This window comes from Porphyrobacter sp. TH134, from assembly GCF_002855495.1.
GTDB lineage: Bacteria > Pseudomonadota > Alphaproteobacteria > Sphingomonadales > Sphingomonadaceae > Erythrobacter.
The window spans coordinates 173,925-187,427 of sequence record NZ_PKRO01000003.1; the positions used below are offsets into that span (position 1 = coordinate 173,925).

Consider the following 13,503-nt stretch of genomic DNA (forward strand, 5'->3'; position numbering starts at 1 on the left):
TCTCGCTCAAAGACGGGTGACGACCAGCGCGCTTTAAGCGTCTCATGTGGACCTATCACCCCGACCTCCTCGCCACGCCGGTGCCGCGTTACACCAGCTATCCCACCGCCGCCGATTTCGGCCCGCTGGAGGATGGCGCAATCGAGCGCGCCATTGCCGAGGCGTCGGGCGATATCTCGCTCTATCTCCACATCCCGTTCTGCGAGAAGATCTGCTATTACTGCGGCTGCAACACCGGCAGATCGGGCAAGCGCGCGCGGGTGGAAAGCTACCTTGCCGCGCTGCATCAGGAGATCGCTACGGTCGCCGGCCTGCTCCCGCAAGGCGCGCGGGTGCGGCGCATCGCCTTTGGCGGCGGCAGCCCCAATGCGATCCTGCTCAGCGAATTCAGGGCGCTGGTCGATGCGCTGCATGTCCATTTCCCGCTGTTCGCGCCGCAATGGTCAATCGAGCTTGATCCGCGCAGCCTGACGCCCGACTGGGCGCCGGTGCTGGCCGAGGTCGGTATCACCCGCGCCAGCATGGGGGTGCAGACCTTCGCGGTCCATTGCCAGAAGGCGATCGGGCGCGAACAATCGCTGACGATGATCTGCCGCGGCGTCGAACTGCTTCGCGGGGCGGGCGTCACCAGCCTCAATTTCGATCTGATGTATGGCCTGCCGCACCAGAGCGAGGCTGATCTGGAAGACAGCATTGCCTACACAGTGAAGCTGGGGGCCGACCGGGTGGCGGTGTTCGGCTACGCGCATGTCCCGCATCTGGTGCCGCGCCAGTCGATGATTCCCGAAGGCGCCCTGCCCGGCGCGGCGGCGCGGTTCATGATGGCGAGCGCAGCGCACACCCAGCTGGCAGGGGCGGGGTACCGCGCGGTCGGGTTCGACCACTTTGCCCTGCCGCATGATCCGATGGCCCACGCGGCCAAGGACGGCACCTTGCGGCGCAACTTTCAGGGCTTCACCGATGATCCTTCGGAGGTACTGATCGGGCTTGGCGCGAGCGCTATCAGCGGCTTTCCGGGCCTGCTCGCGCAGAACCAGAAGCACACCGGGCAGTACCGGGCGCTGGCGGGCGAAGGGCGGCTGTCGGCCCGCCACGGCCTTGTCCGCGCGCCCGAAGACCAGCGGCGCGGCGCTGTGATCGAAGCGCTGCTGTGCCGCCACGAGGCCGTTGTGCCGGACGATCTTATCGCGGCAGCGGCGGAGCGGCTGGCGCCGTTTGTGGAACGCAGCCTTGCCCGGCTGGACGGGAACCGGCTGACCATAATGCCCGGCGGCCTGCCCTATGCGCGGGTGATCGCAGCGCTGTTCGATAGCTACCGTGCGGCGACCGCACGGCAGTTCAGTTCGGCGATCTGAGCCGTACCGGGCGCGCCGTCACGCTCCGGCGGCGAGCATCACCTTGGCCGATGCGCCGGACACCGCGCCAGCCTCAACCGGCAGCTTGTCCGGACGGGCCGCACCGGGATAGGCCTGCCCCAGCACACCGAGCGCTTCGGTGATGCGCGCATGAGCGGCGGGATTCTCCGCCTTGATCGCCGCACCATTGGCAGCAAAGGCGCTGGCCGCGACCTTGGCAAAGCCATAGCCGTCGAGATAGGGTTCGTAGCTGTCGTTCTTGGACAGGCTGCGATACATCGCGCTGGCGCGTTCGATCTGGTCGGCGACGACGCCGGTGGCAACCTTGGCGGCGCTGGCATCGGTTTTCGGCGCCTTGGCCGCCGCACCGCGCAGCGCGGCGATGATCGCGTCATGGGCCTTGTTGACCTCGGCGGCGGGCTTGCCTTCGCTCGCCGCGACCGAGGCGGCGGTGAACAGCTCCTTGAAATCTTTCACGCCCAGCTTGGCGAACGTGGGGTCCATATCGACCAGCACTTCGCTGACCGGGTGAGCGAACATTTCGGCCGCAGCCTCTTTCTTGCCGGCGGCATAGGCATCGCGCGCGGCGACGACATGGGCTTCGGCCACGGCCAGCGCGATGCCATAGGCGACCGGATCGGTGGCGGCATCGCCGACCGCAACGCCGCCCTCACCCTCGCCGCCTTCGCCGCCCGCGCCTTCGCCAGCACCCGCACCGCCTTCACCCTCGCCCGCGGTGGCGGCGGTATCGGGCGCAGCGCCCGCTTTACCCGCCGCACCCTCGCCCGTGCCCGCCTCGCCGCCGCAGGCCGCCAGCAGTCCGCCCGCCAGCGCCGTGCCAAGGCCAAGCTGAGTCCAGAGTTTGAGGGTGCTGTTCATCGTGATCGGGTCCTTCAGGCGGGGCTGTAGCTCGCTAGCCTCATGGCCCAGATGATAATCGCTCGCAAGAGACTTTATTGCACACCCTTGCGCCAGCACCATCTGTTCGCTAGCTAAATGTTACAACGTATCATATTGTCCTTCACATGGAGCCCTTCCTCCCATGGCGACCCTGTCCCCCTGCCTGTCTCGCTGTGATGACCAGCCCGAAGTGCTCGGCGCGATCCGCGATGCCGATTGCAACCTTGCGATTTGGGAGCGCGCACCTTTCGCCGATTTCGCACCGCTGATCGCAGGCAACCCGCAAGACCTGCGCTTTACCTGCGATGCGGCGGGCCTGCCAGCGCTGCTGGAAGCGGGCCTGGACCGCGGCGGCTATGGCGGCGATTCTGCGCTGCGCCGTGCGCTGATCAGCGATGCCGCGCGGCTGGCAGCGCTGTTCTGCGCGGCGCTGGATCTCGCCAAGCTGGAGCTGCGGCTGGAGGTGGTGCGCACCGATTCCTGCCGCAAGTTTCACGCCGATTACGTCACCGCCCGGCTCATCACCACCTATGTCGGCGAAGGCACTGATTGGCTGGACGAGGATGACGCCGCCCGCGTCGCTGCCGGGGCCGCGCCGGTGCGGGTGCGCCGCCTTCGCGCCTTCGATGTCGGCCTGTTCAAGGGCAAGCTCGCCACCGAAACCCCTGCGATCCACCGTTCGCCCCCCATCGCCGGAACCGGCGCTGCGCGGTTGCTGCTGGTGCTCAACCCGGCCCATCGGTCGTTCGTCGATGGCGCGTAGGTCGCCCCTTCCGCAGCCTTGGCATCTGGCCTAACAGACGTGCATGCGCCCGCGCGGGCGCGGCCCAAACCTTCGGCTGCCCGATTGGCGCAGCCGGTCCATCGCAAGAGGTAGATGCTTTGATGAAGACGTTCCTGCTGGCCGGGGCCAGCGCCCTGATGATCGCCGCTCCTGCCGCCGTGCACGCCGATGAAGGCATGTGGCTGCCGAGCCAGACCGGCGCCATCGCTGACGCCATGAAGGCTGCCGGGCTTGAGCTTGACGCCAAGACGCTCGGCGACCTGCAACGCCCGCCGCTGACCGCGATTGCATCTTTGGGCGGCTGTTCGGCGGCGTTCCTGTCGCCCGAAGGTCTGGTGGCGACCAACCACCACTGCGTGGCCGGATCGCTCCAGTACAATTCCTCGCCCGAAAATGATTACCTCACCAACGGCTTCCTTGCAAAGACGCTGGCGGATGAACTGCCTGCCGCGCCGGGCAGCCGCATTTATGTGATCGAAGACCTGCGCGATGTCTCCAAGGACATGCTCAAGGGCGCGGACAAGCTGGAAGGCCGCGCGCGCTATGACCGCTTGCAGGCCAACCGGACCGCGCTGATCGAGGCGTGCGAAAAGCAGGCCAACCGCCGCTGCGATGTGCGCGCCTATTTCGGCGGACAGCAATACTGGCTCCAGCAGCAGCTTGAAATCAAGGACGTGCGCCTCGTCTACGCCCCGGCGGCGGGCGTCGGCAATTTCGGCGGTGAGAAGGACAACTGGATGTGGCCGCGCCACACCGGCGATTTCTCGTTCTACCGCGCCTATGTGGCACCTGATGGCTCGTCCGCAGCGTTCAGCAAGGACAATGTGCCCTTCAAGCCCAAGGCGTGGCTCCCGATCGCCAAGCAGGGCGTGAAGGACGGCGATTTCATCATGGTCGCAGGCTTCCCCGGCACCACCGAACGTCTGCGCAGCGCGGATGAAGCGCGGTTCTATTACGAGGAACTCTACCCCTATCAGCAGCGCATGCTGACCGAATATGGCGACCGGATTGACGAACTGACCGCCGGCAATCAGGCGGCCACCATCGCCTATGCCGCGACGCTGCAGGGCGTGGAGAATTACGAAAAGAAGATCGCCGGGCAGCTGGCCGGGGCCGACGCCATTTCGCTCGTCGAAAAGAAGCAGGCCGAAGAAGCGGGCTTCCGCGCCTGGATCAAGGCCGATCCCAAGCGCGAGGCGCAGTACGGTGCGGCGCTGGCTGAGCTTGACCGGCTGGTGGCTGAAAGCAATGCCTCGGCCTTGGCTGGGGCGCGGCGCGATATGCTCGGGCGCGGACAGCTTTATGCCGCTGCCCGCCAGCTGTATCGCTGGGCGAACGAACAGGCCAAGCCCGACGGCCAGCGCGAACCCGGCTTTCAGGAACGCGACCGCGCGTTCATGACGCAGGCCATGCAGCGGATCGAGCGGCGTTACGTGGCCGACATCGATCAGGCCTTGTGGCAGGATGGCATCACCGAATACCGCCAGCTTCCCGCAGAAGACCGCATCGCCAGCTTCGATGCCTTCATGGAAGGCCGCGATCTGGCGTCGTTCTATGCCGGCACCCAGCTTGGCGACACGGCCAAGCGGATGGAGTGGATGGGCAAGTCCCCCGCCGACTTCCGCGCCAGCAGCGATCCCTTCATCCAGCTCGCCGTTGCCACCTATGACGAAGCAATGGCCGCCGAAGCCGAGGACAAGGCCCGTTCCGGCAATGTCCAGAAGGCCCGTTCCAAGGTGATGGAAGCGCGCCTCGCCTATGCCGCATCGCAGGGCAAGACGATGTACCCGGATGCCAACGGCTCGCTGCGGTTCACCTATGGCAAGGTGACCGGCAAGGCGGTTGACGGACAGGTGTGGACGCCGTTCACCACCGCCGAAGGCATCGTGGCCAAGCACACCGGCCGCGGCGAATTCGATGCACCCGACGCCATGATCGAACTGATCAAGGCCAAGGATTACGGCCAGTATGCCGCGCCCGAACTGGGCACCCTGCCGGTCGATTACCTTTCCACCGTGGACATCACCAATGGCAATTCCGGCTCGTCGACGCTGAACGCCAAGGGTGAATTCGTGGGCTTGGCTTTCGATGGCACGATCGAGGGCGTGGTCAGCGACTGGATGTATGATCCCAAGATCAACCGCACGATCCACGTCGACAGCCGCTTCATGCTGTGGACGATGGAAAAGGTCGACAAGGCCGACCGCCTGCTGAAGGAAATGGGCGTGACGGCCCAATGACTTTCCGGCCTGATGCTTGAATAAGTATGCGGCGCGTGGGATTTCCGCGCGCCGCCTGCTACGGCCTCCGCTGCGAACGCACCGTGACGGGGAGAGATAATGATGCGCGGCCTGGTGTCAGACCTTGTTGTCGTCGATATCGGCGGGACGCACGCCCGCTTTGCGATTGCCAGCATCGGCGATGACGGCGCGATCAGCCTCGACGAGCCCGAAACGCTTCACACCGCCGATCACGCCAGTTTCCAGACCGCCTGGCAGGCGTTCCGCAAGCGCAAGGGCGGCACGTTGCCCAATGCGGTGAGCATGGCGATTGCCGGGCCGGTCGGCAGTCCGGGCGATCCCAAGCCGGTGATCCGCTTCACCAACAATCCATGGATCATCCGCCCCGCGCTCATCAACGAAAAGCTGGGGGTGGAACGCTATACCCTCGTCAATGATTTCGCCGCTGTCGCCCATGCCGTCGCGCGGGCGGATAACAGCCAGTTTCTGCATCTGGCTGGCCCTGATGCGCCGCTGGGCCGTGAAGGGACGATCAGCGTGATCGGCCCCGGCACCGGCCTTGGTGTCGCGCATCTTTACCGGTCGGGCCATCACTACCGGGTTCAGGCGACCGAAGGTGGGCATATCGATTTTGCCCCCTTGGACAGCATCGAAGACGCGATCCTCGCCCGCCTGCGCCAGCGCCACATCCGCGTTTCAGCCGAGCGCGTGGTCGCTGGCCCCGCCATTGTCGACATCTATCAGGCCCTGGCCGCGCTTGAAGGGCGCACCGTGGCCGAGCGTGATGCCATCGACATCTGGAACATGGGCACCAGCGGCGAAGACAGCCTTGCCGCAGCCGCGGTCGACCGGTTCTGCCTGTCGCTGGGATCGGTCGCGGGCGATCTGGCGCTGGCGCAGGGCGGCTTTGCGGGCGTGGTGATCGCAGGCGGCCTTGGCTACCGCATTCGTGACACCCTGCTCGCCTCGGGCTTCGGGTCGCGGTTCAAGGCCAAGGGGCGGTTTGAAAGCCTGATGGCAGCCATCCCCGTCAAACTGATCGTCCACCCCCAGCCCGGCCTGTTTGGCGCAGCGGCTGCCTTTGCTGCGGAGCACGCATGAAAACCGTCGCTGCCCTTGAAGCGCGGCTGGGCGAACTGCACCAGCGCACGCGCGAAACCCCGCTGTTCAACCCGGTGTTCCAGCTGTCGCTCGATCTGTCGCGCGGGTTGGAAGGGGGCGAACTCACGCTCGAAGATCTGACCGTGCTGGTCGCGCAGCTCGAAGGCGACGGGCTGAAGGCGCGCGCGGGCAAGCTCCACGCGCTGCTTGCCCCGCCGCCGCAGCCGGCCCCGCTGGCGAACGAGGGTGATGATTTCGCCGCCTTTGCCGCGCGCTGGCAGCACCCGCAATTGCACGCGGTGTTCACCGCGCACCCCACCTTCCTGCTTACCCCTGAACAAAGCGCGGCGGTGGCAGCGGCGGCATCGGGTGATGGCGCAGAGACGACCTGCGCCGCGCCGTCGGAGCGTGCCGCCGTCACGCTGGTTTCAGAACATCGCGCGGCTATGGACGCTATGGCCCGTGCGCAGGACGCCCGCGATGTGATCGTCGCCCGCCTGCTGACCGAAGCGCAGACCCGCTGGCCGGACGCCTGGCGCAGCCTGCGTCCGCTGCCGTTCCGCTTTGCCAGCTGGGTCGGCTATGACATGGATGGCCGCACCGATATCGGCTGGCACACCTCGATCGCCTTCCGCTTGCAGGAAAAGGCGCAGCGGCTGGCGCGTTATACGGCCAGTCTGGAAGCGATCGACCCGGCCCACCCGCTGCTCGCCACGCTGGCACCGGCCGCCGCCTTTGCCGCTGCGCGGGCGCAGGATTTTGCCGCCGATTTCTCCAGCGCCGAAGCGCTGGCCGCGGCCGCCAACAACCTGACCACCCACAGCGGCGACAATCTGCTGTCGCTCACCCCGCTGATCGCAGCGCTTGAGGCCGAGGCCGAAACCGCCGCACCCGATCAGGCTGTGCGCCTGCTGACCCTTGTTGCCGCGATGCGGGCCGATGGTCTTGGCATGGGCTGGATTCATTTCCGGGTGAACGCCAAGCAGCTCCACAATGCGGTGCGCCGCCGCCTTGCCGATGACGAAGCGATCGATCTGGCCAGCAAGGGCGCGATTGCCACACTGCGCCGCATGGTGGACGAAGCCCGCCCGCTGCGCACCAATTTCGCCGCGCTCGCCACCGAAAGCTCGACCGCGATCCGCCAGTTCATCGCGATGGCGCAAATCTTGAAGCATATCGATGCCGACGCGCCCATCCGAATGCTGGTGGCGGAATGCGAACAGCCCGCCACGGTGCTGGCCGCGCTCTATTTCGCCAAGCTGTTCGGGGTGGCCGACAAGGTCGATGTGTCGCCCCTGTTCGAAACCGAAACCGCGCTGGAACATGGCGGGCGCTTCCTTGATGCGCTGCTGGCAGAGCCGGCCTACCGCGCCTATGCCCGCCAGCGCGGGCGTGTGGCGGTGCAGACCGGCTTTTCGGACGCGGGCCGGTTTGTCGGGCAGGTGCCCGCCGCGCTCGCGATCGAGCGGCTGCAAGGGCGGCTGGCCGAAGCGATGGCGGCCAATGGCCTCAGTGATATCGCCGCGCTGGTGTTCAACACCCACGGCGAAAGCATGGGCCGCGGCGCGCATCCTGCGAGCTTTCAGGACCGGCTCGAATGGCCGCTGTCCCCCTGGGCGCGGCGGCGGTTTGCGCGGGCGGGCGTCCGGCTGGAACCGGAAGTCAGCTTTCAGGGCGGCGATGGCTACCTGTTTTTCGCCACGCCCGAACTGGCGCTCGCCACGCTCACCCGCATCGCCGAATTGCGCCCGGCCGAAACCGATATCGCCGCGCCTGCCGATCCGTTCTATCACCGCACCGACACCAGCCTCGATTTCTATCGGGCAATCAAGGAGCATCAGGGCGATCATCTGGCCAGCCGCACCTATGCCCGCGCGGTGACCGCCTTTGGCCTTGGCCTGCTCAACCCCACCGGCAGCCGCGTCTCACGCCGCCAGTCGGACATCAATGCCGACCGCGAGATGAGCCTGCGCCAGATCCGCGCGATCCCGCACAACGCGATCCTCCAGCAATTGGGCTACCCCGTCAACGTCATCGCCGGGATCGGCAGCGCGGCGGATGCGGGCCGCGAGGAAGTCGCCGCGCTGCTGACTGACAGCCCGCGCGGCCGCCAGATCATGCGGCTGGTGCATGCCGCCAACGCGCTGGGCAGCATCAAGACGGTGGCAGCTTACGGCGAGCTGTTCAATTCGGCCTATTGGGCCAGCCGGACCTATCGCGGGACCGAAGATCATCTATCGGGGGCCTGCGCTGCGCTGGCCGAATATCTGGTGGGGGATGACCGGACGGGCGTGTTCCGCCGCCTGGCCTCACGCCTCAGGATCGATGCGATCAAACTGCACCGGCTGACCGATCTGCTGCCGGAAACGGTCTGGGGCGACGCGCCGGATGGCTCGGCCACGCCGGGGCGCGAACAGGTGCGCCGCCGCATCGGGGTGTTGCAGGCGCTGCGGCTGGCGCTGCTTCAGCACATGTTTCTGAAGATCGTGTCAGCCCCCGCCTTCAGCCGTGCCAACGACATCAGCCGGCGCGACGTGATCGAGATGGTGTTGACCTTGCGGATCGATGAAGCCCTCGCCCAATTGCGCCGCGCCTTCCCGGTGCGGGTGCCGGGGCCGCGCGACTTCCCGCTGGACGAGCCAAGCGATTACCCGGACGGCGGCGAGGAAGGTTACGGCGCGATCGAGCGGGACTTCATGACGCCGATTGCCCGCGCCCATGCCTTGTCGCTGCGGATTTCCACGGCCATCGCCAACGAATTCGGCGCGCACGGATAATCCTCCCCATCTGGGGAGGACTACTTCGCCGTGCTCCCGCGCGCGATCAGGCTCACCGGCACGCGGCGGCGCGCGGCCACGCCCTCGTCCAGCACGGCTTCGACCAGCGCTGCGCCAGCCTCGGCCGGGTCAGGGGCGATCGTGGTCAGCGGCGGGCGGCTGAACCGGCCCGCGACCAGATCGTCGAACCCCATCACGCCGACTTGGCTTGGGACCGCGATATCGGCGGCCGCAAACGCTTCCAGCGCGCCCAGCGCCATTGCATCGCAAGCGGCAAACACCGCGTCGATATCCCCCTGTTCGATCGGGCCCCGCTCGATCAGGCGGCGTGCCGCGCGGCGGCCTTCTTCCTCGCGGGTGGGGGCGTTGACGGTCGGGGCCAGGCACGGTTCCAGCCCGGCGGCGCGCATCGCCTCGGCATAGCCTTCGTAGCGTTCGGTAAACTGCACCTGCGGCGTGTTGAGCGCACCGAGGAAGCACGGACGGCGGTATCCGGCGGCCAGCAGGTGTTCGACCGCCAGCTTGCCGGCGGCGCGGTTGTCCGACCGCACCCAGTCCAGCTCGTCAAAGGGCGATCCCCAATAGGCGACCTTGCGCCCTTCGCTCTCAAGCCCGCGAAAATGCTCCCATGCCGCAGCGTTGGTGGTGGTGCCGATCACCACCAAGCCATCGGCGCGGCCCTGTTCCTGATAATGACCGAAAAAATCCGCCTCGCGCGCCTGAAAGCTGACGAGCGTTTCAAACCCGCGTTCCGATGCGGCGACGCACACAGAGCCGAGCAGTGCGTAGGCGAAGGGGTTGATGCTGGAAGCGCTGTCGCCCTCGCGGCAAATCACCACCACAGCCAGCGTGCCGGTGGAACCGCGCCTGAGCCGCGCCGCGCGTTCATCGACAAAGTATCCCAGCGCCTCGGCCGCTTCGATCACCTTGCGCCGGGTTGCCTCGGCAATCGCAGGAGAACCGGACAACGCACGGCTGACGGTCGGCTGGCTGACGCCTGCCCGTTCCGCCACATCAAAGGATGTTGGCCGTCTGCGTGATCCCCCGTTCATGGTGACTGTCTCTACGGCCTGTTCATAGCACCGCGCAAGGCGCACCTGCATTGCTATTCGCACTGGATTTGTGGGCTGAGGTCTTGCACATCAGAGGCGGCGCGCGGATTGTGAACGTTAGCAGAAATATCGCGCAGCTTGGGAGAGAGCGACAATGGCGATGGGAGCGGGCCTAGGGGCACCGGGGACGGGCGCGGCAACAGCCGTGGGAGATGGGCCGGGTGATGATCGCCAGGTCAACGCGCCGGGGCTGAATTATTTCGTCTTTGCGCTGTTCTTCATCTTTGGCGGCATCACCAGCCTCAACGATGTGATCCTGCCCAAGCTGCAAGAGCTTTTCACGCTCAGCTACACCGAAGCGATGCTGGTGCAGTTCTGCTTTTTCACCGCCTATCTGCTGATCGGTATCCCGGGCGCGGAACTGGTCAAGCGCGTGGGTTACATGCGCGGCGCGGTGGTCGGGTTGCTGACCATGATGTGCGGGTGCCTGCTGTTCATTCCCGCCAGCCAGACCGCGACCTATGGCCTGTTCCTTGCCGCGCTGTTTATCCTCGCCAGCGGCGTTGTGGTGGTGCAGGTCGTCACCAATCCGCTCATCAGCCTGCTCGGCCCGCAAAAGACCGTGCATAGCCGCCTGACCTTCGCGCAGGCGTTCAACAGCCTTGGCACCACGATTTTCCCGCGCGTGGGCTCGGGCCTCATTCTCGGCGGGCTCGCCGGGGTTTCAGCCAAAGAACTGAGCGGCGCCGAGCTCGACGCCTACCGCACGGCGGAAAGCGCCGCGATTGTTTCGACCTATATCGGCCTTGCCGTGGCATTAGCGGTGATTGCTGCAGTGGTGTGGGTCTATCGCAACAAGCTGCCGCATGATGCCGCAGCGGCGCGCGATGCGGCGTTGACCACACCGGCCCGCTATCTTGCAGGCTTGGCGCCGATCATCATCGGCGGCTGGATGGTGATTCAGGGCAACGAACTGCCCGGTATTGCGCTGCTGATGGCTGGCCCGGCGATCTGGCTGTGGGGCAACCCGCTGCTGACGCGCACGCGGTTCAGTTACGGCGCGCTTTGCATTTTCCTGTATGTCGGCGCGGAGGTTGCGATTGGATCGCTGATCGTCGGCTATCTGATGCAGGAAACCGTAATGGGCCTGACCGAGCGGGCTGCGGGCGATCTGATCTTCATCTACTGGTTCGGCGCGCTCGTCGGGCGGATCATCGGATCGTTGGTGCTGCGCTTTGTCAGTCCCGGCTTGGTGCTGACCGGCGTTGCGGCGGGCGCGATTGCGCTGGTGCTGATCTCCACCAACACCGCCGGCACGACCGCCGGTTACAGCCTGCTGGCCGTGGGCCTGATGAATTCGATCATGTTCCCGACCATCTTCAGCCTCGCCTGCGAGAAGCTGGGGGCCAAGGCGGCCGACGGATCGGGGATCATCAACATCGCGATCTTCGGCGGCGCGGTGATCCCGCTGCTGACCGGCATTCTGGCCGATGCCAGCGGCAGCCTTGGCACAGCGTTGATCCTGCCGATCGCCTGCTACGCGATCATCGCAGGCTTCGGCTTCTACGCCCGGCGGCCGGCCGTGGATGCCAGCGCATTTGAATAAGTATGCGCCCACTGGCGATTAATCCCCCGTGCGCCTAGTTAAGGCGCACGAGGGAAAGGGCCTTTTGCGCATGAGCTTTACCGCTGACCGCCTGCTGCTGTTCGGAGCCACCGGCGATCTTGCCCAGCGGATGCTGCTGCCCAGCCTGTTCGCGCTGGATGCTGACGGGCTGCTTGCCCCCGATCTCAAGATCATCGGCACCGCGCGCAGCAGCATGTCGGACGCCGAATACCGCAACTTTGCCCGCGCCGCGCTGGAGAAATATCTCCCCGCAGAGCGCCGCGGGCGGATGGCGGGGTTCCTCAACCGCCTCGCCTACCAGCCGCTCGATGCGACGACGCTGGAAGGCTATGATGATCTGGCCAAGAAGGTTGGCAAACCGGCGCGCGGCCTTGCGATCTTTCTTTCGACCGCGCCAAGCCTGTTCGGCCCCACGATCAAGGGTCTGCAATCGGCGGGGCTGACGGGCGAGAATGTGCGGATGTGCCTTGAAAAGCCATTGGGCACGGACCTTGCCACCAGCCGCGAAATCAATGACGCGGTGGCGGGCGCCTTCCCCGAAAGCCGGATTTTCCGCATCGACCACTATCTCGGCAAGGAGACGGTGCAGAACCTGCTGGCGCTGCGCTTTGCCAATATCATGTTCGAGCCGCTGTGGAACGCGGCACACATTGATCACGTGCAGATCACGGTCGCTGAGACCGTGGGCCTCGAAGGCCGCGTGGCCTTTTACGATGATGCCGGGGCGATCCGCGACATGGTGCAGAACCATATGCTCCAGCTGCTCGCGCTGGTCGCAATGGAGCCGCCTGCGCACTTCGATGCGGCCGCCGTGCGCGACGAAAAGGTCAAGGTGCTGCGCGCCTTGCGCCCCGTCTCGGCGGGCGAGACCGTGACCGGCCAATATCGCGCAGGCGCGATTCAGGGGCAGGCTGTGCCGGGCTATGACGAGGAGCTGGGCAAGGACAGCGACACCGAAACCTTCGTCGCGATCAAGGGCCATGTCGATAACTGGCGGTGGAAGGGCGTGCCCTTCTACCTGCGCACCGGCAAACGCATGCCCAAGCGCGTCACTGAAATCGTGATCCAGTTCCGCTGCGTGCCGCACAGCATTTTCGCCGGAAAGGGCGCGACGATGCAGCCCAACCGCCTCGTCATCGGCATCCAGCCCGAAGAAAACATCACCCTTTCGCTGATGGCCAAGGTGCCGGGATTGGACCGCGAGGGCATTCGCCTGCGTTCGGTCCCGCTCAACATCGCCATGCCCGACGCTTTCAGCGGCGCGGTGCGGCGGATTGCCTATGAACGCCTGCTGCTCGATCTGGTTGAGGGCGATCAGACGCTGTTCGTGCGCCGCGACGAGGTGGAAGCGCAGTGGGAATGGGTCGATGCCATCCGCAGCCGATGGGAAGCGGACGGCCTCACCCCCAAAACCTATACCGCCGGCAGCTGGGGCCCCTCTGCGGCCATCGCGCTGGCGGAACGCGACGGAGTGACGTGGCATGAGTAAGCGCAGCACAATCCTCCCCGAAACGGGGAGGGGGACCATCCGTAAGGATGGTGGAGGGGCGAGCGGCGTGGGGCCCCCCCCCCCCCCCCCCCCGGGGGGGGGCCCCCCCCCCCGCCGGGGGGGGGGGGGGGGGGCCCCCCCCCCCCCCCCGGGCAGCCGCGCGGGGTGGGGGGCAGGA

9 protein-coding genes are annotated in these 13,503 nt (G+C 66.3%); 7 read left to right on the forward strand and 2 right to left on the reverse strand.

Annotated elements, in window-relative coordinates; genetic code table 11:
- The first annotated feature begins 44 nt into the window (after positions 1 to 44).
- On the forward strand, positions 45 to 1,355 hold the full coding sequence (locus tag C0V72_RS02790) for a radical SAM protein (RefSeq protein ID WP_101791686.1): 1,311 nt from the start codon (positions 45 to 47) through the stop codon (positions 1,353 to 1,355).
- An 18-nt stretch (positions 1,356 to 1,373) separates the two neighbouring features.
- Here the strand turns inward: C0V72_RS02790 and C0V72_RS02795 are convergent, their stop codons facing one another.
- Entirely contained in the window at positions 1,374 to 2,234 is an 861-nt protein-coding gene (locus tag C0V72_RS02795) for a hypothetical protein (RefSeq protein ID WP_101791687.1), read from the reverse strand.
- Between the two features lie 163 nt (positions 2,235 to 2,397).
- On the opposite strand from C0V72_RS02795, the gene C0V72_RS02800 reads away from it, so the two are divergent.
- The 4 genes from C0V72_RS02800 to C0V72_RS02815 all read left to right on the forward strand — a co-directional run bounded on the left by C0V72_RS02800 (position 2,398) and on the right by C0V72_RS02815 (position 9,157).
- Entirely contained in the window at positions 2,398 to 3,018 is a 621-nt protein-coding gene (locus C0V72_RS02800; protein ID WP_101791688.1) for a DUF1826 domain-containing protein, read from the forward strand.
- Positions 3,019 to 3,140: 122 nt separating this feature from the next.
- Positions 3,141 to 5,279, forward strand: coding sequence for a S46 family peptidase (locus C0V72_RS02805; protein WP_172438883.1), 2,139 nt, complete (start codon positions 3,141 to 3,143; stop codon positions 5,277 to 5,279).
- 99 nt (positions 5,280 to 5,378) lie between these two features.
- Positions 5,379 to 6,380 (forward strand): glucokinase, encoded by a 1,002-nt coding sequence (locus C0V72_RS02810; RefSeq protein WP_233999743.1) that lies wholly within the window; start codon positions 5,379 to 5,381, stop codon positions 6,378 to 6,380.
- Positions 6,377 to 9,157 (forward strand): phosphoenolpyruvate carboxylase, encoded by a 2,781-nt coding sequence (locus tag C0V72_RS02815; RefSeq protein ID WP_101791691.1) that lies wholly within the window; start codon positions 6,377 to 6,379, stop codon positions 9,155 to 9,157. Before C0V72_RS02810 ends, C0V72_RS02815 begins: the two co-directional genes overlap by 4 nt.
- Before the next feature lie 20 nt (positions 9,158 to 9,177).
- Here the strand turns inward: C0V72_RS02815 and C0V72_RS02820 are convergent, their stop codons facing one another.
- Complete coding sequence (locus C0V72_RS02820) at positions 9,178 to 10,209, reverse strand: LacI family DNA-binding transcriptional regulator (RefSeq protein ID WP_101791710.1); 1,032 nt, start codon at positions 10,207 to 10,209, stop codon at positions 9,178 to 9,180.
- 154 nt (positions 10,210 to 10,363) lie between these two features.
- Here C0V72_RS02820 and C0V72_RS02825 point away from each other — a divergent pair, with 154 nt between their 5' ends.
- Together C0V72_RS02825 and zwf are read left to right on the forward strand one after the other, a co-directional pair.
- On the forward strand, positions 10,364 to 11,815 hold the full coding sequence (locus tag C0V72_RS02825) for a sugar MFS transporter (RefSeq protein ID WP_233999744.1): 1,452 nt from the start codon (positions 10,364 to 10,366) through the stop codon (positions 11,813 to 11,815).
- A gap of 70 nt (positions 11,816 to 11,885) precedes the next feature.
- A complete protein-coding gene (zwf, locus tag C0V72_RS02830; protein ID WP_101791692.1) occupies positions 11,886 to 13,325 on the forward strand; it encodes a glucose-6-phosphate dehydrogenase in 1,440 nt (479 codons plus the stop codon).
- The last annotated feature ends 178 nt before the right edge of the window (positions 13,326 to 13,503 follow it).